Consider the following 23,397-nt stretch of genomic DNA (forward strand, 5'->3'; position numbering starts at 1 on the left):
AGCGATGGGTAGTATTTTTTTTTAGTTTTCATAACCTACTTCCATATAATTCATTGAAAATACTATGTCCTAATTTTCATTTTCTTTACGGTGTATTCCTCTCGCTGCGCTCGTCGGATACAGGAGAAAACGAAACAAAAGAAAGTACACTTTTTCTGAGGTATTTTTCAGGCAAGCTGAAAACCACTTGTATTTTGCTAAATTGGTTCCAAGGCTTCACCAATTCTTCACGCAAAACACAAGTTATACTTAAGAAAAAGATTGCAAAGCTCTGCTTTGAAACGCTTTTTGACGTGGGCTGCTGGTGTATAAAATAACTCTAAAACCCACCTTGTCATACCGAGTGGGAGTTTTTGACGATAGGCAAAAACTCTTGTATCGAGGTAAAGTCGAAAAGTAGCGAATTTATTTTTTGCTTCGTTTTTTATCAAGCAAAAATGAACAGAAAGAATTTGTAGTATTTTGTTGGAAACAGGATTTTGATTGGGAGTGTGAGGGGTGTAGTTTCATTCACTTCTCGATACAACCCAGCGAGTCCAACTACGGCATTAAAAATGCCTGTTGGCTAAGCTGGCCCACTCGAAGTGACAGACACCAGAAAAATCGGGACTCCCAAAAGGTGGCACTAAGTACGTAGTAGTTTAAAACCTGCCTTGTCACACTGAGTGCGGGTTTTGGCGATAGGCAAACACCCGTGTATCGAAGCCCCGAATACTCGGGACTCCCTTAAGGTCGTGCCATGTAAGTAGTAGTTTAATACCTGCCTTGTCATGTCGAGTTTCGCATTTTTGTTGGTAAACCAAAAATGTGAAGTATCGAGACACAGTCGAAAAGTAGCGAATACTTTTTTAGTTCTAATTAAACTACTTCTCGATACAACCCAGCAAGTCCAACTACGGCATTAAAAATGCCTGTTGGCTAAGCTGGCCCACTCGAAGTGACAGGGCGTTTAAAACCTGCCTTGTCAGTTCAAGTTTCTGTTTTTTTAAAACTATAGCATAAAATAAACTAGTATCCATAAGCCTGGTTAGTTAGAACGCATAATAATCAAGACAAAATCCTACCTTTGTCCTATGAAAAAAGTAAACTACCTCATTGTAGGCTACGGCCTGGCAGGTTTTGCCGTACATCAAGCGCTTAAAGAAGCAAAGCGGTCGTTTCATGTAATCGATGCAGCTAAAAATCCGGCTTCCTTGGTGGCTGGCGGACTCGTAAATCCGATTGTATTAAAGAAATTCAATATGAGTTGGAAAGGGGAGTACTGGTATGAGCAGGCAATGCAAGTGTACCAGTCTTTCGAACCGAATCCGTTTACTCCTATGCCGTTCTTGAGGCCTTTTAAAAATAAACAAGAGCAAAACGATTGGTTTATGGCATGTGAACGCCCAAAAGCTAAAGCTTTTCTGGCTAGTGAGTTGGTCAAAATCTTGCCTAACAGTCTACAAGCGGAACACCAAGCGGGCCAAACCCAAGGCACGGGTTTACTGAATATCGCTCAGTTACTCCAAAATCAAAAAAATGAATTGCAGAAACAAAAGGCTTATACGGCTGCCAGCTTCGATTACCAGCAGTTAGAAATCCGCGAAGACGGAGTGCAATATGCTGATATAAAAGCCGATAAACTGGTGTTTTGTGAAGGGGCACAAATCAAAAACAATCCCTATTTTAAAGATTTACCTATTGTACCCAATAAGGGCGAGTATTTGATTATCCATTCTCCGCAATTGCAATTAGAGCAAGTGGTAAAGGCCGGTTATTTTATCATTCCCTTAGGCGATAATCGCTATAAAGTGGGGGCTACTTATGCGCGTAAATTTGAAGATGAGCAACCCAGCGCATCCGCAAAAAGCGAAATCATAAAAAAGCTAAAGCAAATTATAAACTGCGATTTTGAGGTTGTCGATCAGCTGGCAGGCGTACGTCCTACATTGGGCGACCGTAAACCGGTTATGGGTAGGCACCAAGAACACGAGCAATTGTATGTGCTCAATGGTTTTGGCAGCCGTGGAATTTTGTACGCGCCCGAAATGGGACGTATGTTAGTGGCTTATAGCGAAAAACAACAGCCCCTACCTAGCGAATTGGCTATTGAGCGTTTTTATGCTTCTCGACAGCCTTAGGGTCATAGCTTAAAAAGAAATTGATCCAAATATTGCGCGACCAACGCATGATAATCGGCATCAGGACAATTAGCGTACCTATAATCACGTAAAAACTGGTCATCAGGCTGCTGCCGATAAATACATAGCTGATGATAAAAGCAGCTACCGAAAAGGCTACTCCCAAAGCGTAACTTACATACATGGCACCATAAAAAAACGAAGGCTCTATTTTGTATTTAGTTCCGCAGTGCCCACAATGCTCCTGCATTTCAAAAACCTTGTTTAAATGATAGGGGTTACTATCTTTATACATACTTTCTTCTTGGCACACCGGGCAGGTACCCGTGAATATGCTGTACAGCTTCGATCCTTTTAGAAATTTCATAGCTTTCTTTTTTTGCACTACAAAATTAGTCATCTTTGCCATAATTAAGGTTACAAAGGTTACACAAATGCTAAATATCCATCAATTAAGTGTCAGTTTTCAGGGGGAATACCTATTTGAGTCCATTTCCTATCGTTTAAATGCCGGCGATCGCGTGGGTCTAGTCGGTAAAAACGGAGCTGGAAAATCGACTATGCTCAAAGTTTTGGCTGGCGATTTAGAACCCAGTGAGGGCCAACTGGCTAAAACCAAAGATTTACAAATCGGTTTCTTGCGACAGGATATAGATTTTGAGGCGGGACGCAGTGTACTCGAAGAGGCCTACCAGGCGTTTACTAAAATCAAAGCCCTAGAGCGCCAACAGGAAGGAATCAATCACCAATTGGCTACACGCACCGATTATGAGAGCGAAGAATATCACGAGTTAATGGTGGCGGTGAACGAGGTGCAGCAGCAATACGAAATGTTAGGCGGTTACAATTACCAAGGCGATACCGAAAGGGTGTTGCAGGGGCTGGGCTTTAGCCGAAGCGATTTCGATAAACCTACCGAGAGCTTTAGTGGAGGTTGGCGTATGCGTATAGAATTGGCTAAATTGCTTTTGCAGAACAACGACGTGTTACTATTGGATGAGCCGACCAACCACTTGGATATCGAAAGCATTTTGTGGTTAGAAGATTTTTTAAAAACCACCAGCGGATGCGTGGTGATTGTTTCGCACGATAAGATGTTCTTAGATAATGTAACCAACCGGACTATCGAAATCAGTTTAGGCAGTATCTACGATTACAACAAGCCTTACACCCAATACCTTAAGCTACGTGCCGAACGCAAAGAGCAGCAGTTGGCAGCACAAAAAAATCAGCAAAAGGAAATCGAGCAAACCGAAAAACTGATCGAAAAGTTTAGGGCCAAAGCCTCCAAAGCTTCTATGGCGCAGTCGCTTATCAAGAAACTCGACAAAATCGATCGGATTGAAGTAGACCAAGACGACCATAGTGTGATGAACCTGCAGTTTCCGGTATCGGTAAACCCGGGTAAAATCATTTTAGAAGCCAAGCAATTGGGCAAGTCTTATGGCGATAATCAAGTTTTTAAAGACTTCTCGATGATTGTAGAACGCAACAGCAAAACGGCTTTTGTAGGTCAAAACGGTCAGGGAAAATCCACTTTAGCCAAAATCATTGTGGGAGAAATCGATTATGAGGGCGAACTCAAACTGGGACACAATGTGCAAATCGGTTACTTTGCCCAGAACCAAGCCGAATACCTAGATGGTGATATTAGCGTACACCAAACTATGATCGATGCGGCCAATGAGAAAAACCGCACCCGCGTACGCGATATTCTAGGAGCCTTCTTGTTTCGTGGTGATGATATCGAAAAAAAGGTAAAGGTGCTATCGGGTGGAGAGCGTAACCGTTTGGCTTTAGCCAAAATGTTGTTGCAACCGCTTAACGTGCTGGTAATGGATGAGCCTACCAACCACTTGGATATCCAATCGAAACAGGTGCTTAAAGAAGCGCTGATTCAATTTGAAGGTACGCTGATTGTAATTTCGCACGATAGAGATTTCTTGCAAGGACTCACCCAGCGGGTATTGGAGTTTAAAGACCATCAGATCAAAGAATATTTGGGCGATATAGACGATTATTTGGCTGAACGTAAGGTAGAAAACCTTCGTGAAGTAGAAAAGAAAACTCAGCCCGAGAAAAAATCCGCGCAAGCTGTAGTTTCAAAAGAAAAATTAAGCTATGCCGAGCAAAAGCAATTAAAGTCTTTACAAAACAGATTAAGTAATATAGAATCTAAGATCAACCAATTGGAGCGGGAAATCAAAGAAGACGATGTGGCTTTAGCAACCGACTACGACCAGACTGTGGCAGATACGCAGTTTTTTGATCGGTACGATAAAAAGAAAAAACGCTTGCAAGCTTTGATGAACGATTGGGAAGCGGTGCAATTGGAAATAGACGAAAAGCAAAGCGAATAAAGCAAAAGTTATGGAAGAACACTTTTTTCAATGTCCGTATTGCTGGGAAGAAATCAGCATGTTGATAGACCCTTCACAGAGTCAGACTTATATTGAAGATTGTGAGATCTGCTGCAACCCTATAGAATTATCGGTAAGCTGTGAAAATCAGCAGGTAGTGCAGCTCAATGCCCGTAGTATCGAGCAATAAAAAGGGATGCCAATAGAATACTATTAGCACCCGATATGATTTATTATTTACGCAATAGGCGCATCACTAGCGAGATTACTAGCAGTACTATAAAGATATAGAAGATGATTTGGGCAATATCAGCAGCTCCTTCGGCAATGCCTCCAAAACCTAGAACAGCTGCAACTAAGGCGATAATTAAAAAAATAACAATCCAACGTATCATAATATTCAGTTTTTAGTTTGTGTTAATTGATTTACAGATTAAAAAAATTTGACGTCATTGCTTTAATCTTTGACTAAAGTACAAAGACAATACTTGCGTAATTCTTAATAAATTCTTATTTGGGCTGCTTTTAACAAAATAAGCTAACACTTGTTAAAAGTCGTTAAGACTTCGGAATCAGGCTTTTATTATCTTCAGTTTTAAACCACGCCTTGTCACACTGAGTGCGGGTTTTTGACGATAGAACAAAAATGCGAAGTATCGAGGTGAAGTCGAAAAGTAGCGAATTTATTTATATTTTCAAAAGTTACTCTTTTACAATTCATTGAAAATACTATGTCCTAATTTTCATTTTCTTTACTTGTATAAAGAAAACGAAACAAAAGAAAGTACACTTTTTCTGAGGTATTTTTCAGCTTTGCTGAAAACCACTTGTATTTTGCTAAATTGGCTCCAAGGCTTCACCAATTCTTTACGCAAAACACAAGTTATACTGAAGAAAAAGATTACAAAGCGCTGCTTTGAAACGCTTTTTGACGTGGGCTGCTGGTGTGTAAAATAACTCTAAAACACGCCCTGTCAGCTCGAGTGTGATTTTATGGCGAGAGCCATAAAAACGTGTATCGAGACACGGTCGAAAAGGAGCGAATATCTTTATAGTTGCCATTATTATCCGCTACTAATCGAAAGCCACAGATATCTAATTATTATTCCTCTACTTTTTTCCATCGCCGAAAAAAGTAGCAAAAAAGTCTAGGCTTACGAAACTAGCGCTAAATTGTATGTTTGCAAGCTAAATTTTAGGAACTCACCCGATTTCCAATCGGTCTCAAACAGCCTAAAATTTTTAACGCTTACTGCACTGCCAATTTTACGCCCTATTTTCGATAGGCCGATTTAAAATGGTATTTCTATTTATTTTTTTAGAAGAAAACCACGCCTTGTCACACCGAGTGGGAGTTTTTGACGATAGGCAAAAACTCTTGTATCGAGGTAAAGTCGAAAAGTAGTGAGTTTATTTATATTTTCAAAAGTTACTCTTTTACAATTCATAAATAATACTATGTCCTAATTTTTATTTTCTTTACTTGTATAAAGAAAATCCCGAAGCGTTGGAACTACTGCGTAGCGAAGTAGCGAATACTTTTTTAGTTCCCATAGTGCCGACAGCAAACAAACTGATTAGTCAACACGGCTTTCATGTTAGGTTCTCGAAAAAAAATATAGTAACAAGCTGTACTGGCTAAAGGAACCCTAAGTTTTTAGGCTATCGATTTTTATCGAATATTGATTTAATTTTTTCTGAAAATATTTCAGCACCTTTATTTGATAGGTGTGTTTTATCCTTCCAATATTCAAGATTATTATTTTCTTTAAAAAAATTTGTAAAGTCATAATAATCTAAGTTCTTTTTTTTTAAGATTTTGTTTAATTCAATATTATCATCGGAACAGCCATCATCAAATACTGGTGAAGTAAAAATGATAAGTGTTTTATTATTTTCTTTACAGAATTCACTTAGTTCATTTATATAAGCATAATATATTTCGTTTAAAACTAATTCTTTTTGACAGTCAATCTCCTTTTCACTCGTTTCTTTTTCATCTTTTTCGAGAATATTTTGAAAAATTTCTCTTTGATTTTCATTTACATAAATAGGGTCATATCCAGAATAAGTTTTATAATTATATTTTGGCTTTAAATAGTTCTTAAGTATTCCTATAACTTTATTATTGTAACTTAGACTCCAATAAAAATTTTGTAATAAATTGTCGTGCTTTAATTTGTCAATTTCTTGCTTTATAAGACTGTTTCTATTGTATTTTGAAGATAGAGCAAGAATATCGTCTCCTGAATAATTTTTATTGAATGCATTTTCTGGGTCAATATGCAATAAGATTGTTTGTTTTTTTTCATTTGGCAAAAGTTTAATTAAAGTGGCAGAATACGCCAATTTCCGTCCATCCATACCCATGTTAAAACTATGTTCAGATACTTTGATGGGGTCTATATTGTGATTTGCCCTAGAACTTCCAAAAACAAAAAATTCCAAATCGTCCTTTATTTGTAAATATTGATTTAATTTACCGATACTTTGACCAGTATAAACCTTATCACTTATTTTATTAAGACCATAAAAAACTAATTTGTCTACAACAAATGAAATGATAAGAATTAATATAATGATTTTAATAATATGTTTTAGCGAAGATGAGTTCATACGTTTTAAAATTGAAAATATATAAAATTGTTCGAGGTTGAGTAAAATAGGTTTATCAATAGTATTATGATAGAAGCTATAATAGCAATCTTCGTAATACTAAATTTAGCGGCAAAATCTTCTAAGTCAATTCTTTTGTTAAATAGATAAAGGTCAAATAATATTCCGATAGACAGGACAATTATAGAATTTACAACGACATTAATATCTCCGATAAAAGGAGTAGAGAAGTTAAATTGAAGGATTTTTTTAATTGCTAAGGTCGCGGAATTTAAATCCTGTGCCCTAAAAAAGACCCAAGACAACAAAACAATAGTAAATGTAATTGAATATCCTAAGAAATTTAATTTATTTGGTAATTTTAGCTTTTGATTAGATTTTAAATATTTTTCAACGCTCAGCACAATTCCGTGTATTCCCCCCCAAATTATAAAATTCCAAGAACTACCGTGCCATAAACCACCGAGTAACATTGTGAGCATTAAGTTTCGGTAGGTGATTTTAATTCCTCTTCTGTTTCCTCCTAAAGAAATATACAAATAATCTCTTAGCCAATATGATAAAGACATATGCCATTTTCTCCAAAATTCAGTAAGTGATTTAGAGAAATAAGGTAAATTGAAATTTTGATTAAATTTGAACCCTATTAGTTTTGCTGTTCCAATGGCAATATCTGAATAACCAGCAAAATCATAATAAATTTGAAAAGCATATAAGAAAGTTCCTAAAATAATAGTAGTAGAGTTATATATCTCAATGCCACCATACACAGTGTCTACATATGCACCAAGGGTATCTGCTATAACTATCTTACGAAATAGACCAATCAATATTTGAATAATCCCTTCATTAAACCATTCTTTTTTAAATACTCTCTTTTTTTCTATTTGCGGTAATAAATTGGAAGCTCTTTCAATTGGACCTGCAACTAACTGTGGGAAAAAAGCTATATAAGTGAAAAATGAAATGATATCATTTGTTGGCTGAAATTGTTTCCTGTAGATATCAATAGTATAACTTAAAGTTTGAAACGTATAAAAACTTATACCTACAGGTAAGATAATATTTAAAGTTAAATCGTTTGGTTGCCAACCAAACACATTAGCTAAGTCAGCAAATGATTCAGCGAAAAAATTATAATATTTGAAAACGGATAATAATCCCAGGTTTGCAAATAAACTTACTAACAACCAATTCTTTCTCTGTTTTTTAGTTTTAGAATTAAATATTTTTGAGCCTGCAGTAAAATCTATAAATGAACTAACAATGATTAAAGATAGAAATCTCCAATCCCACCAAGCGTAAAAGATATAACTTGAAAGTAATAATAAAATATTTTGCTTTTTTAAATCTTTATTTAAAAGCCAGTAGGCAGTAAAAACGATAGGGAAAAAAATCAAAAATTCGAATGAATTAAACAGCATTGTAATTAATAGTTTTAGATTTTAATTTATGAATGGAAGTTTGTTTAGTCAAAATGAAGCCCAACAGCAAACGGTCTCAAAACTACTAATTAATTTATTTAAAAATAATTTTCTCTTGATTTTGATGGAATTTATCCATGAGTCTAAATTTTTTGGCAATGGTTTTGTGTAGGCAGAAACAACTCATGTTTCTTCAGAACAGGATAGAATTTCAAGCTTTTCTTTTAAACTCCGCTGCCTATATTTTATATTCCCATGGTTTTAATTAGATTTTAGATATTTATCCGAACTATTAAGGACTAAAGAGCTTGCTATGTCCTAATTTTCATTTTCTTTACGGTGTATTCCTCTCGCTGCGCTCGTCGGATACAGGAGAAAACGAAACAAAAGAAAGTACACTTTTTCTGAGGTATTTTTCAGTCAAGCTGAAAACCACTTGTATCTTGCTAAATTGGCTCCAAGGCTTCACCAATTCTTCACGCAAAACACAAGTTATACTGAAGAAAAAGATTACAAAGCGCTGCTTTGAAACGCTTTTTGACGTGGGCTGCTGGTGTGTAAAATAACTCTAAAACACGCCCTGTCAGCTCGAGTGTGATTTTATGGCGAGAGCCATAAGAACGTGTATCGAGAGCTAGTCGAAAAGTAGCGAATATCTTTATAGTTACCATTATTATACGCTACTAATCGAAAGCCCAAAATATCCATTTCTTATTCCTCTACTTTTTTCCATTGCCGAAAAAAGTAGCAAAAAAGTCTAGGCTTACGAAACTAGCGCTAAATTGTATGTTTGCAAGCTAAATTTTAGGAACTCACCCGATTTCCAATCGGTCTCAAACAGCCTAAAATTTTTAACGCTTACTGCACTGCCAATTTTACGCGCTATTTTCGATAGGCCGATTTAAAATGGTATGCCTATTTATTCTTTTATAAAATAGCCACGCCTTGTCAGTTCGAGTTTCGGATTTTTGGGCGATAGAACAAAAATGCGAAGTATCGAGAACACGTCGAAAAGTAGCGAGTTTATTTTCAATTAAAATCCCAACCACTACCGTTAAACAGAAAAGCCGAAAAAACGCTTTCGATTTCCTTTAAACCTACTATCTTAGCAGCCTGAAAATAAACCAAAAACACCTTATTTGTGAAACCTGCTGTAACCACAATCGGTTTGGGCTATATCGGCCTGCCTACCTCGGCTTTGATCGCTCAAAATCAAATCCCCGTATGGGGCGTGGATATCAATCCCAAGGTGGTAGAAACCCTCAACCAAGGGAAAATACATATTGTAGAACCTAGCTTGCAAGAGGTGCTAGAACAGGCAGTACACAGCGGCTATTTTAAAGCCGGTACCCAAGCTCAAGCAGCCGATACCTACCTCGTTGTGGTGCCTACGCCTTTTAAAGGGAATCACGAACCCGATATCTCTTATGTAGAGGCGGCTACCCGTAGTATTATTCCGCTGCTTAAACCAGGCGACTTATATATCATCGAGTCCACTTCACCGGTGGGAACAACCGAAAAAATGCAGCAACTCATCATCGCCGAGCGTCCCGAACTGGCGCAGAGCCTACATGTCGCTTACTGTCCCGAGCGCGTACTGCCGGGCAATGTGATGCACGAGTTGGTACACAACGACCGTGTGATTGGTGGGGTAGATGAGGCGAGCACCCAAAAAGCCATCGCTTTTTATCGGCAGTTTGTAAAAGGGGACTTGCATGCGACCAACGCACGTACGGCCGAAATGTGTAAACTCACCGAAAATGCTAGCCGCGATGTGCAAATCGCTTTTGCTAATGAGCTTTCGCTGATTTGCGACAAAGCCGATATCAACGTGTGGGAACTCATACAATTGGCCAATAAACATCCTAGAGTAAATATCCTACAACCCGGCTGTGGGGTAGGCGGACACTGTATTGCCGTTGACCCGTATTTTATCACTTCCGAGTTTCCTATGGAATCGCAAATCATAGGCAAAGCCCGTGAGATCAACAATTATAAAAGCTTCTGGTGTGCCCAGCAAATCAAACAAGCCAAACACGACTTTCAGCTAAAGCACGGGCGTCAACCGGCCATCGCTTTAATGGGACTGGCGTTTAAACCCAATATCGACGACCTGCGGGAGTCACCGGCCAAATACATTGTGCAAAAAGTATTGCAAGAAGCCCAAGACGAAACCTACTTTATTGTAGAACCCAATATAAAAGACCACCAGGTATTTAAAATAACCGACTACCAAACGGCCGCCCAACAAGCCGATATCGTCGCTCTACTGGTGGCACACGATGAGTTTAAAAACCTAAACCTAAACCCCCAACAAGTGGTGTTGGACTTTTGTGGGTTGAGGGAGTAAGTTGCTAGCCAATTATAAAAGTTTAAAATTGCAAATATGGCTATAAGTGAGAATAAACGTATAGCAAAAAACACGCTTTTCCTTTACTTAAGGATGTTTCTTACCATGGCTGTTGGTTTATACACTTCGCGTTTAGTTTTAGAGGCGTTAGGAGCGGTTGACTATGGTATTTATGGTCTCGTAGGAGGGATAGTTACAATGTTTGCATTTCTAAATTCTGCAATGAGCTCTGCAACCCAAAGATATCTCTCTTTTGATATAGGAAGAAATGATATTCAAAAACTTCAAGAAACATTTAATGCCACCCTTAATATTCATTTTTTGGTTGCTTTAATTATTTTATTATTATCTGAGACTATTGGTTTATGGTTTGTGAATTATAAATTAGATATTCCACCGGATAGAATGATAGCAGCTAATTGGGTGTTTCAGTTTTCTGTTTTTACTTTTATTCTAAACGTCATACAGGTGCCTTATAATGCATTGTTGATTGCACGCGAGCATATGAATGTTTATGCCTATGTTAGCATCTTAGAAACTTTATTAAAGCTTATAATCGTTCTCTATCTAGTTCAAGCAGATAGTGACAGGTTAATTCTTTATGCCATTCTTACATTCGCTGTTTCCTTCATAATAAGAATGGCTTATAAAATCTATTGCAAAAAGAAGTTCAAAGAATCAATTTATAAATTTTATTACGATAAAACTTATTATAAAGAGTTGCTAAGCTATTCCGGCTGGAATTTATTTGGAAATATTGCTGCTGTTGCCAGAAGTCAGGGAAGTAATATATTGCTTAATTTATTCTTTGGGCCTATTGCTAATGCTGCCTATAGCTTAACACTTATGGTACAAGGTATAATAAATAATTTTATCAGCAATTTTCAAACAGCTGTAAACCCTCAAATTGTTAAAAACTACTCAAAAGGCGATAAGCAGGCTTCCCTTAATTTAATGTTTAAAAGTGCAAAATTTTCATATTTTGGCATGCTTATTTTAATTGTACCACTTCTAGTAAATATAGATTATGTGATAAACTTATGGCTTAAAGAAGTGCCGAAATATACTACACAATTTATTCAATTAGCATTGATCTACTCATTGATTGAAACAATAGCTAACCCTCTAATGAGTGTGGCGCAAGCTACGGGGAAAATAAAATGGTATCAAATTATTATTGGAAGTTTTATATTCTTGACTTTACCTGTTGTCTGGATTGTGTTTAAACTTACAAATGAGCCTGTGAATGTCTATTGGGTTTTAATAAGTAATTCTATATTTGCTCTGATTTTTAGAGTTCTTTTTTTAGTTAATATGATAGGTTTAAGCATTAAAAATTTTATGACAGATGTAATTTTTAGAGTTATAATTGTTTCGATAATAATCTACATGCTTTTTACTAATTATCAATTTGATCAAATATTAAATCTCGTTAATTTCATTCTGAGAGTCGGCGCTGTTGGGTTCATAACCATAGGAATCATTATATTATTAGGTATAACGAAAAATGAAAAAAAAATGCTTTTCACTATTTTGAAGAAACAGTTATTTAAGATCAAAGAATGAAACAGTTATGAGTGTAATTAAAGATTTAGCAAGACCTTATTATATAAGTTTTTTTGATTTTATACGTAAGAAAGTTTTAGGAATAGATTTAATTATAAATTTTTTAAAGGATTATTTATTATATAAAAGGTATTCAATAATTTTCAAAAATAAGGATTTAGAAAATAAAGAAGCTGATATTATTCTTAATTACCATTCTCTTGAAAAGGGAATGCTATTTAAAAATATGAAAAAAGGTTTTGCCGCATATCGCATTCGAAACTTACATAAGTTGCTAAAAGACAAGGAAATTATGAATAATTGTAATAGGAGTCAAATTAGAGTTGGTTATCAATTAATGTGTCAATATTACGAATTACATCAAAATGCTGGTTTTGAAATTGAAAATTTATTCAGTGCAGAGCAATATAATTTTTACAAATCGATTTTAAAGTCAAATTATGATAACCACTTTAATGGTATTAAAGAATGGACCAAGGAAAGCTTTTTCAAATCAAATAGAGATCCTTTCGAAGTATTCGCGTTTACTAGAAAAAGCACAAGAAATTTTACAGGGGAATTAATTTCTAAAGAAATTTTAAATAAGGTAATTACTTTAGCTAACACAGCCCCATCCGTTTGTAATAGACAGGCGAATAGTGTTTATTTATTACAAGATAAAACTAAAATTGATAAAGCACTTAAAATACAAGGTGGATTTGAAGGATATACCGAAGGTGTCAGTCAATTACTAATATTGACAAATAACCGAAAATATTATTATACGGTAGGGGAAAGAAATCAATTTTACATCGATGGCGGGGTTTATTTAATGAATCTATTATATGCTCTACATTATTATAAAGTTGGTAATTGTCCTGCTAATTGGGGGAAAACTTATGCGGAGGAAAAAGCTCTCGCCAAAATAATAAGTTTACCTGAATCAGAAAAAATTATTTGTTTCATACCAATAGGAAAATTACCCGATAAATTTAGATCCACACTTTCCAAAAGAAGAACCTGTAATGAAAATTTCAAAATGATTTAAAGAGATGAAACAGAAAATAGCCATTTTAACTCAACCTTTAAGGCATAATTATGGTGGAATTATCCAAAACTATGCCTTGCAAAGAGTGCTTGAAGATTTTGGACATGAAACTATTACTATAAGCAGAGAGTACGATAACCCCCATTCAGAAATTAAAGTTTTAGCAAGTAAATTGAAGAGCTTTCTCATAAGAAAAGTTTTCCAACCAAACAATCCTCGGTATTTTGATTCCAGTAGAATATTAGTGAATAATAAGGCATTTATAAAAAAAAATATAAATCTTTCCTTTAATATAAAATCTACAGCAGCCTTGAAGAATTATTTTGATCGTGAGAATTTTACCGCTGTGGTAGTAGGTAGTGATCAAGTTTGGAGACCAAAGTATTCTCCTAATATTTTTAATTTTTATTTGGATTTCTTAGGAAAAAGTTCAAAACTAAAAAAAATAGCTTATGCTGCTTCTTTTGGTACTGAGGAATGGGAATATTCGTACTCTCAAACGAATATTTGTTCAGAATTAGTACAGCAGTTTGATGCTATTTCTGTAAGAGAAGATTCTGGAATTAATTTATGTAGTCAACATCTAAATAGAAAAGATGCAGTTCTTGTATTAGACCCAACGTTACTCTTAAACGCAGAGGATTATAGTCAACTTATACAACAACCTAAAAAAAAACTAGGCCTATTTACTTATGTGTTGGATGAATCGGAAGAAAAATTAACATTAATCGATAGATGTGCAAAGCAATTAAATTTAGAAGTTGCTAAAAACCAATCTAAGTATACAAAAAGAAATCCTAAAAGCAACAATATTGAAGATTACATCAAACCACCCATCGAGGGTTGGTTACAAGGATTTAGAGATGCGGAATTTGTAATTACAGATTCTTTTCATGGTACCGTCTTTTCAATAATTAATAATAAACCATTCATTTCTTTAGTAAATAGAGAAAGAGGTGCTTCTAGATTTCAATCCATTCTAAAAAAGTTAGGACTAGAAGAACGACTAATCTATGACTTTACAGAAATAAATTTAGAATTACTTTATTCTCAACCTAACTATGCTGAAGTAGTACCTAAACTGGATCGACTTAGGAAGGAGTCTAAGGATTTCCTATTAAAGAATTTATAGCCCTAAATAATGAATAAACTTGTATCTGTTATAATACCATGTTATAATGTTTCAGAATACTTAAGAAAATGTGTGAACAGTATTTTGAAACAATCTTATAGTGAAATTGAAATTATATTGGTTAATGATGGTTCAACTGATACTACCGGAGAAATTTGCGAAACACTTGTAAACCGTGATAAACGGATAAAAGTCTATCATAAAACAAATGGAGGGGTTAGTTCGGCAAGAAATTTAGGGTTGAAAATGGCTAATGGAGAATTAATTGCCTTTATTGATGGGGATGATTATATTAAAAAAGATTTTTTATACCAATTAACAAGCTGTTATAGAGAAAATAGCTGGCCAATCGGAGGGATGCAACAAGTTAGAAGTGCTATAGCATCTAAGAATCCCTTATTTCAAAAATTGCTTGAAGTTTATAAATCAAAAGAAATTAGAAATACAGACTTTTTAGACTTATTAGCGCATGACGCTTTCAGCTCACCTTGCGCTAGGTTGTATAATTTAAACACCATAAGTAAAAACGACATTAAGTTTGATGAAAGAATAACCTATCAGGAAGATCTTGTATTTAATATTGAATATGCAAAACATATCCAATATGTTCAATTAGTCGATTATTTCGGTTATAATTATGTTGCGCACGTTGATTCTTCATCGAACAGGTTCCACAAGCCTTTCTTACATGTGGGTAATGTTCATAAAGAATTACTTAAATACGTTCGAGAAACCGCAGATTTAAAAACTGTTAGAGAGTTTACACTTCAAACTGTTCTTAAAATGTTTGCTAATACACTGCATAAAGATTCCAACCAGAGTAGACTAGAAAAAATAAATACAATAAGAAAAATAGTTAATAGTGATTATTATACAGATTGCTATGACCATATCGTTAATTTAAAAATTAATACAATATTGAAAAGTTTAATGCGTATGCAATCGTCCCGTCTAATTTATTTGTATTATAAACTATTACATTCATGAAAATAAAACTACTCTTTATTTACGGGGAACTTGGAGGTGGAGGGGCTGAACGAGTGTTGTTAGATTTATTAGCAAATTTAGATAGAGATAGATATGAGGTTGATTTATGTATAATAGTTAATGGAGGGGTTCTCTTACGCGAAGTGCCGGCTTTTGTAAATATTATTCCACTTTACTCAACGTACACCTGGCAGTATAAATTAGCTTTAAGGTTATCTAAATGGGGGATTAGTAATTATTTGTTTAAAAGAGTTCTGTCTAAGAAAATCTCAAAAAAATATGATGTAGAAATTAGTTTTTTAGAGGGGATGCCACTAAAACTCCACGCATTATTAAACACTAAAACTAAAAAATTGACATGGGTTCATTGTGATTTGTTTAATTTCCATTATACCAAAAGTCAATTTTATGCTAATGAGGAAGTAAAAGCATATAATAAAATGGATAAAGTTGTTTGTGTTTCAAACGATTCTTTAGTTGCTTTTAATCAAAGATTTCCGAATTGTGATACTGAAAAGAAAGTAATTTACAATCCTTTAGATATAGAAAAAATTAAGTTGTTGGCTAGGGAGTTTCATTTAAATAAAGAAAATCGTTTCACTATTATTTTTGTTGGTAGATTAACCTTACAAAAACAGCCTCAGCGGATAATTCGTCTAGCCGCAAAATTTAAAAAAGCAAATATTCGGGTGCATTTCCAGATTATTGGTGACGGAGAGTTGAAAGAAGATTTAAAAAATCTTGCAAAAAAGTTAGATGTGTTAGAAATGGTTGAATTTTTAGGTTTTGTAAAGAATCCATATCCAAATATTAAGAAAGCAGATCTATTGCTTTCGTGTTCAGCTTATGAAGGTTTTGGCCTTGTTATTTGTGAAGCGATGTGTTTAGGTACAGCGGTTGTTGCAACAAGAACAGCCGGACCTACGGAAATAATTCAAAACAATAAATATGGTATTCTCTGTGAACAGAATGAAGAAGCTATATATAAAGCTGTATTAACCATGATTCAAGATAAAGAGTTGCGTCAATATTATCAAAGAGTAGGTTTCGAAAGAGCCAACGATTTCAGTGTAAATAATACGGTACGGGAATTTGATATTTTAATATCCAATATATTAGCTAAATGAAAAAGAAAGTATTATTCATTATCAGCAATATGGAAAGTGGTGGCGTTTCGAAAAGTATGAGTAACTTACTTAACGTGGTTGACACTAAAACATATGACGTAGATCTTTTTATATTAAACCCAGCAGGGGTTTTTATGGATACAATACCTTCTGAAATAAATATAATAAAGGATAAAAGAATATCTTTGTTTTTTCTTGATTTTCCATACAACATTCCAAAGCTTCTAAAATATGGTTATTTTTTAGATGCTATAGTTCGGTTTTTAGGTGCTGGTATAATGTTTTTTAATAAAGGGATAGGTGCTTGGATTTTATCTAAGAGAATTAAAAAATTAAACAAAAAGTATGACTTAGCGGTTGATTTTAATGGTCAACATCAATTGTATTATTTAATAGATCGTGTAAAGGCTAAAAAAAAGGTTACATTTTTTCATAGTGATTACGGTAAATGGCCTCACTACTATTCTATGGATAAAAGGTATATGCCCAAGGCAGATTTTATTTTTACAATTTCGAATAAGTGTGTAGAAAGTTTAATAAAGTATTTTCCCCAAGAAAAAAATAAGATTGGTTTATTTGAAAATATAACATCTCCTAAATTAATTCGTAATTGGGCAAATGAAAAAGTTTTGGAAAGTTTAGATGTAAATTTTGAGAAACTTATCTCAGTAGGACATGTTTCTAAAGCAAAAGGCTTTGATTTGGCCATGGGTGCTGCAAGTATATTAAAAAGTCGGGGGATCAATTTTAAGTGGTATTTTATAGGGGAAATTGCAAATAGACAATACGTAACCTCTTTAGTGACGTATCATAAATTAGAGAAAAATATTATATTTTTAGGCGTGCAAATTAATCCCTATCCATTTATTAAACAGTCAGATATTTTTGTGCATTTATCTCGATTTGAAGGGAAATCTATTGCTTTAGATGAAGCTAAAATTTTGCTTAAACCTATTGTAGTGACCAATTTTTCAACCGTAAACGATCAATTTAGACATAGAATAAATGCAAGTATATGCGCGATGGACGTACAAGATATCGCTTTTCATATTGAAGAAATATTAGCCGATTTTGAATTACGTAGAAAGTACGTAAATGCATTGCGTTTTAGTCAAAAAGACACAACTATGGAATTAGAAAAATTATATAAACTTATTAAATAAGAATAAAATTTGAATTTTTACTTTTATGTACTTATCGTTGTAGTTTTTTTTACTTTTTTGAATTTAAAATTCGGTAAAACCTATCATAATTTGCCTTCTTGGCCAAGTTTTGTTATGACAGGTTTAATTTTATTTGTCGTTTTTTCAATTGCATTTTCACCAATAGAAGTTTACGGTGATAAATATAATTATCTAGCTCAGTTTAAAAACTTTAGTTATGCATCGTATTCATCGCAAAAGGATTTAGGTTGGGCATTTTATAACCATGTTTCTCAAATAATATATGATTCTTCAGCACTGTTTTTTTTGATTACAGCTTTCATATACATAGTTGGTTATTATGTCTTTATAAAAAAAACTGTTCCTCCTAGGCATAGGTTTTTTTTATTTTTAGCATGTGTGTCTTCATTCGGTTTTCTTACCTACGGTATAAACACTATTAGAGCAGGATTTTCATTGTCTCTACTACTTATTGCAATTTCATATCATAAAAAAAAATTCTTATTTATCTTACTATCGATTTGTGCCGTTCTCAGCCATAAATCAATAGCGTTACCACTTTTTGCCTATGTTTTAACGGGATATTATAATCGTCCAAACTTTTATTTAAAACTTTGGCTATTTGCTTTGTTGATTTCACTAATTAATATTGGCGGTGTTTCAGAAATTATACAAACAATTTTGGGTGATTTTGACGAGAGAGGTAATCTATATCTTTCCGATAAAAACCTTCAATACAAAACCGGGTTTAGGGTAGATTTTGTTGCGTATTCAATAATACCTATTATAGCCGGTAATTATTTTATAAATAAACAAGGTATCAAAGAAAATCTGTACACTCGTTTATTTAATCTTTATCTGTTTGTTAATGCTTTTTGGCTATTAAATATTCGTATGAACTTTTCTGACCGAATGGCTTATTTAAGTTGGTTTCTAATACCTTTTATTTTGCTGTTGCCACTATTAAAGTACAACCTAGAAATATCTAACAGAAACTTTGTAGCGTTTATATTAGTAGGTATTATTGCATTTAGCGCTATTATGCATTTTATACTTTAATTTATGAATATTAAAATTACCATATTCACACCTACCTACAATCGTGCCCATTTATTGCCACGAGTATTTGCAAGTTTATGCAAACAAACGAGTTTTGATTTTGAGTGGCTAATAGTGGATGATGGCAGTACAGACCAGACGGAAAAAGTTGTAGAAAATTTTCAAGCAGTTGAAAATAGATTTAACATTCGTTATCATAAACAAGCTAATGGGGGTAAACACCGTGCTATTAATAAGGGCGTAAAATTAGCTCACGGTGAGTTTTTTTTAATTTTGGATTCTGATGATTTTTTAAAAGCTGAGACAGTAAAATGTTTAGTTCCTTTACTCAACGAAATCCAAACCGATAAAAATTTAGGGGGGATCGCTATTCGTCGAGCTTATCATAACGGACAAATTGTTGGGAATGAATTTAGAGGTGCTATTCTAAGTGATTCTTTAAATATACGTTATAAACACAAAATTCAAGGTGATTTGGTAGAGATTTTTAAAACTGACGTCTTGAAACAATATCTATTTCCAGAATTTAAGCAAGAAAAATTTTGTCCGGAAGCATTAATCTGGAACCGAATATCACAACGGTATAATCTTAAATTTATAAATTTGGGTTTATACATTACCGAATATATTGAGGGTGGGCTTACAGAGAAAATCGTTAAAATAAGAATGCATTCACCACAAGCGAGCATGTTACATTATGCCGAATTAGCGAATTATAACATACCGCTAAAAGAAAAAGTAAAGGCGGCTATAAATTATTGGAGGTTTTCCTTGAATACTAAAGAAGTTAATATTTGCAGTAAGATAAAGAAAATAGGTATTTGGTCGCTTCCCTTGTTACCTTTGGGTTACTTAATGTATTTAAACGATAAGCGAAAACACGCATGAAAATTCTGCAAATCATAGATAGTTTAGCAACAGGTGGTGCCGAGAAGTTGCTTTTAGACAGCTTGTCCTTATACCGTGAGGCGGGTATAGAGATGGATGTTTTAGTGCTGAAAGATGAAGATTATCCTTTTATGCAGCAACTAGAAGCAATGGATAGTTGTAAAATTTATAAACTAGGAAGTGGTTCTGTATATCAACCAAATCATATTTTTAAGATTGCTAAAATTATTGGTCAATACGATATAGCGCATGTACACCTTTTTCCTGCACAATATTGGGCAGTTTTGGCTAAACAATGGAGTGGCGCTTCTACAAAATTGATTTTTACAGAGCATAGTACTTCTAATCGCCGCATTCGTAATCGATTTAGTAAACCAATTGAGCAGTATATCTATTCAAAATTTGATAGTATAGCCGTAATAGCTGATGAAGTTGAAAGTGCCTTATTAAAACATATTTCATTATCGTCTGATAAGGTATTTAAAATAAATAATGGTGTAGATATATTAAAATATAAAAAAGCAGAGGTTCAAAGTCGCGATCAGCTGAATTTAAGTCAAAAAGATTTTCTTGTTATTCAAGTTTCTTCTTTTAAATATCCGAAAGACCAAGCCACTGTAATTAAAGCCTTGTCAATTTTACCTGAAACAGTAAAACTAATATTGGTGGGTGATGGCCCCCAAAGAGAAAACTGCGAGGCGTTAGCTACTCGTTTGGGTTTATCGAATAGGGTATGCTTTTTGGGCAATCGCAACGACGTGCCAGCGTTATTAAAAACGGCTGATATCGTGGTGTTATCCTCTCATTATGAAGGCATGTCTTTGTCGAGTATTGAAGGTATGGCATCAGGCAGGCCATTTATAGCTAGTGATGTGCCAGGTTTGGCTCCAATTGTTAAAGATGCAGGCTTACTGTTCCCTGTAGGTGACGCCGAAACATTAGCGGAGTTAATTTTAAAGCTAAAGCATGAACCAATATTTAACCAAAAAATAGTTGAAGCCTGCCAGAAAAGAGCGGCACAGTATGACATTCAAATAATGGTAAACCAATACATACAATTGTATGAACAAATCCTTGCCTAAACTCATCCGCGTAACGACTGTACCTATATCTCTTGATAAATTACTTGAGGGTCAGTTGCATTTTTTGTCTTCATACTTTGAGATTGTGGGTGTTTCGTCACCGCCACAGGATTTATTGCAAAAAATAGAGCGTAGAGAAGGGGTTGTGGTAAAAGCAGTTCGCATGCAGCGAGGTATCAGTCCACTTAAAGATTTAATATCTTTGTGGAAATTGATAAGGTTATTTCGTAAAGAAAAGCCACAAATAGTTCACTCCATTACACCTAAAGCAGGCTTGCTATCTATGTTAGCGGCAAGAATTACGGGGGTGCCATTCCGTTTGCATACGTTTACTGGTCTAATTTTTCCTTCGCAAACAGGAGCAAAGCAAAAGGTGTTAATCGCAACAGACCGCCTTTTATGCCGTTGTGCAACGCATATATACCCCGAAGGTCAAGGGGTGCGTCAGGATTTAATAAATTACAACATTACTAAAAAGCCATTGAAAATTTTAGCGAATGGGAATGTGAACGGCATCGATACCTCCCATTTTGATCCGCTGCTTTATGATGACAACTCCAAAAATGAATTAAGGGAAACTCTTGGAATTTCAAATGAAGATTTTGTTTTCATCTTTGTCGGTCGCTTAGTTTCCGATAAGGGCATAAATGAGTTAGTTCAAGCTTTTCAAAATTTAAAACTGAAAGGCGGTATTTCAGAACAAAATGCTAAATTGTTACTAGTGGGTCCTTTAGAAACAGAGCTTGACCCTTTACACGAAGAAACGCTTGAAGCAATAGCATCCAATGCCGCTATTATTTCGGTGGGCTACCAGGAAGATGTACGCCCCTATTTGGCGGTGAGTGACGCCCTGGCCTTTCCTAGTTACCGCGAGGGCTTCCCCAATGTAGTCATGCAAGCAGGCGCCATGGGCTTACCGGCTATTGTAAGCGATATCAACGGATGCAATGAAATCATTATCCCCAATAAAAACGGAATCATCATTCCCCCAAAAAATACGAAAGCTTTGCAAAATGCCATGCAGGAACTAATGCAGAACGAGAATTTGTACCAACAATTAAAAAGCAACGCCCGAAATTTAATCACCACCCGCTATGAACGCCAAAAAGTCTGGGAGGCTTTGTTGGAAGAGTATCGGGGGTTGGGAGTTAGGGGTTAGTGAACCAGTAGACCAGTAGACTAGTGAACCAGTAAACCAATAAATATGAAAACACATAAGGATTTAAAGGTTTGGAAAATAGAAAAGACTTGTCATGCTGAACTTGTTTCAGCATCTAAATAAAATAGATTTATGCCCCAACGAACATACCACAATTATACAGTATATATTTCAACAAATAAACCTAAGGGTGTATTGTATATCGGTGTAACTGGAGGAATAGATGATAGAATGGAACGTCATATAAAAGGCAAGGCTAGTCAGTTTACTTCGAAATATAAACTAAAGCGCTTAGTGTATGTTGAAGAATTTCAATATATAGAAGATGCTATAGCAAGAGAAAAACAATTAAAGAACTGGCATCGACAATGGAAAATAAACTTAATTGAACAAGATAATCCTGAATGGAAAGATTTATATAAACCTTTGGGCTCAGACCTAGACCCTTGAATGAGACCCTGAAATAAATTCAGGGTGACAACTAGTTTATTTTGTCATCCTGAACCAATCCCTTGTCATGCTGAACTTGTTTCAGCATCTAAATAAAATAGATTTATGCCCCAACGAACATACCACAATTATACGGTATATATTTTAACAAATAAACCTAAAGGTGTATTGTATATCGGTGTAACTGGAGGAATAGATGATAGAATGGAACGTCATATAAATGGAGAAGGAAGCAAATTCACCTCAAAATATAAACTAAAGCGCTTAGTGTATGTTGAAGAATTTCAATATATTGAAGATGCTATAGCAAGAGAAAAACAATTAAAGAACTGGCATCGACAATGGAAGATTAATTTAATAGAGCAAGATAATCCTGAATGGAAAGATTTATATAAACCTTTGGGCTCAGACCTAGACCCTTGAATGAGACCCTGAAATAAATTCAGGGTGACAACTAGTTTATTTTGTCATCCTGAACCAATCCCTTGTCATGCTGAACTTGTTTCAGCATCTAAATAAAATAGATTTATGCCCCAACGAACATACCACAATTATACAGTATATATTTTAACAAATAAACCTAAAGGTGTATTGTATATCGGTGTAACTGGAGGAATAGATGATAGAATGGAACGGCATATAAATGGAGAAGGAAGCAAATTCACCTCAAAATATAAACTAAAGCGCTTAGTGTATGTTGAAGAATTTCAATATATAGAAGATGCTATAGCAAGAGAAAAACAATTAAAGAACTGGCACCGGCAATGGAAGATTAATTTAATAGAACAAGATAATCCTGAATGGAAAGATTTATATAAACCTTTGGGCTCAGACCTAGACCCTTGAATGAGACCCTGAAATAAATTCAGGGTGACAACTAGTTTATT

General features: G+C 34.7%; 21 protein-coding genes. 17 read left to right on the forward strand and 4 right to left on the reverse strand.

All coding sequences use genetic code 11. From position 1 onward, the window contains the following. The first annotated feature begins 1,073 nt into the window (after window positions 1-1,073). Window positions 1,074-2,120: an NAD(P)/FAD-dependent oxidoreductase gene (locus ACFSQ0_RS10850; protein WP_379048143.1), complete on the forward strand. Its 1,047-nt coding sequence runs from the start codon at window positions 1,074-1,076 to the stop codon at window positions 2,118-2,120. On the opposite strand, the gene ACFSQ0_RS10855 is transcribed toward ACFSQ0_RS10850, so the two are convergent. Continuing rightward, complete coding sequence (locus ACFSQ0_RS10855) at window positions 2,086-2,487, reverse strand: DUF983 domain-containing protein (RefSeq protein ID WP_147861068.1); 402 nt, start codon at window positions 2,485-2,487, stop codon at window positions 2,086-2,088. The two genes, ACFSQ0_RS10850 and ACFSQ0_RS10855, sit on opposite strands and share 35 nt — an antisense overlap. A gap of 67 nt (window positions 2,488-2,554) precedes the next feature. Between ACFSQ0_RS10855 and ACFSQ0_RS10860 the strand changes: the two genes are divergently transcribed. Beyond that, complete coding sequence (locus tag ACFSQ0_RS10860; RefSeq protein ID WP_379048146.1) at window positions 2,555-4,480, forward strand: ABC-F family ATP-binding cassette domain-containing protein; 1,926 nt, start codon at window positions 2,555-2,557, stop codon at window positions 4,478-4,480. A 10-nt stretch (window positions 4,481-4,490) separates the two neighbouring features. Then, window positions 4,491-4,670 carry a CPXCG motif-containing cysteine-rich protein gene (locus tag ACFSQ0_RS10865; protein WP_147861070.1) on the forward strand — a complete coding sequence of 60 codons (180 nt, stop codon included), beginning with the start codon at window positions 4,491-4,493 and terminating at the stop codon, window positions 4,668-4,670. Window positions 4,671-4,713: 43 nt separating this feature from the next. On the opposite strand, the gene ACFSQ0_RS10870 is transcribed toward ACFSQ0_RS10865, so the two are convergent. From ACFSQ0_RS10870 to ACFSQ0_RS10880, 3 genes are all read right to left on the reverse strand, one after another. Beyond that, window positions 4,714-4,875: a DUF1328 domain-containing protein gene (locus ACFSQ0_RS10870; protein ID WP_379048150.1), complete on the reverse strand. Its 162-nt coding sequence runs from the start codon at window positions 4,873-4,875 to the stop codon at window positions 4,714-4,716. Window positions 4,876-6,142: 1,267 nt separating this feature from the next. Then, window positions 6,143-7,096 carry a hypothetical protein gene (locus ACFSQ0_RS10875; RefSeq protein ID WP_379048153.1) on the reverse strand — a complete coding sequence of 318 codons (954 nt, stop codon included), beginning with the start codon at window positions 7,094-7,096 and terminating at the stop codon, window positions 6,143-6,145. A 5-nt stretch (window positions 7,097-7,101) separates the two neighbouring features. After that, window positions 7,102-8,520: an MBOAT family O-acyltransferase gene (locus ACFSQ0_RS10880; protein ID WP_379048156.1), complete on the reverse strand. Its 1,419-nt coding sequence runs from the start codon at window positions 8,518-8,520 to the stop codon at window positions 7,102-7,104. A 1,141-nt stretch (window positions 8,521-9,661) separates the two neighbouring features. Here ACFSQ0_RS10880 and wecC point away from each other — a divergent pair. From wecC to ACFSQ0_RS10950, 14 genes are all read left to right on the forward strand, one after another. Beyond that, entirely contained in the window at window positions 9,662-10,870 is a 1,209-nt protein-coding gene (gene wecC / locus ACFSQ0_RS10885) for a UDP-N-acetyl-D-mannosamine dehydrogenase (RefSeq protein ID WP_379048159.1), read from the forward strand. 36 nt (window positions 10,871-10,906) lie between these two features. Then, a complete protein-coding gene (locus tag ACFSQ0_RS10890) occupies window positions 10,907-12,436 on the forward strand; it encodes an oligosaccharide flippase family protein (RefSeq protein WP_379048162.1) in 1,530 nt (509 codons plus the stop codon). Window positions 12,437-12,443: 7 nt separating this feature from the next. Continuing rightward, window positions 12,444-13,463 carry a nitroreductase family protein gene (locus tag ACFSQ0_RS10895; RefSeq protein WP_379048165.1) on the forward strand — a complete coding sequence of 340 codons (1,020 nt, stop codon included), beginning with the start codon at window positions 12,444-12,446 and terminating at the stop codon, window positions 13,461-13,463. Between the two features lie 4 nt (window positions 13,464-13,467). After that, window positions 13,468-14,595, forward strand: coding sequence for a polysaccharide pyruvyl transferase family protein (locus tag ACFSQ0_RS10900; protein WP_379048168.1), 1,128 nt, complete (start codon window positions 13,468-13,470; stop codon window positions 14,593-14,595). A 9-nt stretch (window positions 14,596-14,604) separates the two neighbouring features. Further along, a complete protein-coding gene (locus ACFSQ0_RS10905; protein WP_379048171.1) occupies window positions 14,605-15,582 on the forward strand; it encodes a glycosyltransferase family 2 protein in 978 nt (325 codons plus the stop codon). Then, window positions 15,579-16,709: a glycosyltransferase gene (locus tag ACFSQ0_RS10910; protein ID WP_379048174.1), complete on the forward strand. Its 1,131-nt coding sequence runs from the start codon at window positions 15,579-15,581 to the stop codon at window positions 16,707-16,709. Before ACFSQ0_RS10905 ends, ACFSQ0_RS10910 begins: the two co-directional genes overlap by 4 nt. Next, the gene (locus ACFSQ0_RS10915) at window positions 16,706-17,872 is read left to right on the forward strand and encodes a glycosyltransferase (protein WP_379048177.1); all 1,167 of its coding nucleotides are present in this window, start codon (window positions 16,706-16,708) and stop codon (window positions 17,870-17,872) included. The genes ACFSQ0_RS10910 and ACFSQ0_RS10915 overlap by 4 nt, the downstream gene beginning before the upstream one ends. 9 nt (window positions 17,873-17,881) lie before the next feature. After that, window positions 17,882-18,931: an EpsG family protein gene (locus ACFSQ0_RS10920; RefSeq protein WP_379048180.1), complete on the forward strand. Its 1,050-nt coding sequence runs from the start codon at window positions 17,882-17,884 to the stop codon at window positions 18,929-18,931. A 3-nt stretch (window positions 18,932-18,934) separates the two neighbouring features. Next, window positions 18,935-19,819: a glycosyltransferase family 2 protein gene (locus ACFSQ0_RS10925; protein WP_379048183.1), complete on the forward strand. Its 885-nt coding sequence runs from the start codon at window positions 18,935-18,937 to the stop codon at window positions 19,817-19,819. Further along, window positions 19,816-20,901 carry a glycosyltransferase gene (locus ACFSQ0_RS10930; protein ID WP_379048186.1) on the forward strand — a complete coding sequence of 362 codons (1,086 nt, stop codon included), beginning with the start codon at window positions 19,816-19,818 and terminating at the stop codon, window positions 20,899-20,901. Before ACFSQ0_RS10925 ends, ACFSQ0_RS10930 begins: the two co-directional genes overlap by 4 nt. Next, on the forward strand, window positions 20,882-22,060 hold the full coding sequence (locus tag ACFSQ0_RS10935; protein WP_379048189.1) for a glycosyltransferase family 4 protein: 1,179 nt from the start codon (window positions 20,882-20,884) through the stop codon (window positions 22,058-22,060). The genes ACFSQ0_RS10930 and ACFSQ0_RS10935 overlap by 20 nt, the downstream gene beginning before the upstream one ends. Before the next feature lie 132 nt (window positions 22,061-22,192). Beyond that, the gene (locus ACFSQ0_RS10940) at window positions 22,193-22,510 is read left to right on the forward strand and encodes a GIY-YIG nuclease family protein (protein WP_379048192.1); all 318 of its coding nucleotides are present in this window, start codon (window positions 22,193-22,195) and stop codon (window positions 22,508-22,510) included. Window positions 22,511-22,615: 105 nt separating this feature from the next. Next, window positions 22,616-22,933 (forward strand): GIY-YIG nuclease family protein, encoded by a 318-nt coding sequence (locus ACFSQ0_RS10945; protein WP_379048195.1) that lies wholly within the window; start codon window positions 22,616-22,618, stop codon window positions 22,931-22,933. Between the two features lie 105 nt (window positions 22,934-23,038). After that, the gene (locus ACFSQ0_RS10950; RefSeq protein WP_379048195.1) at window positions 23,039-23,356 is read left to right on the forward strand and encodes a GIY-YIG nuclease family protein; all 318 of its coding nucleotides are present in this window, start codon (window positions 23,039-23,041) and stop codon (window positions 23,354-23,356) included. Window positions 23,357-23,397 lie beyond the last annotated feature (41 nt).

Origin of the sequence: Mesonia sediminis, from assembly GCF_042684705.1 — a bacterium.
Classification (GTDB): Bacteria; Bacteroidota; Bacteroidia; order Flavobacteriales; family Flavobacteriaceae; genus Mesonia; species Mesonia sediminis.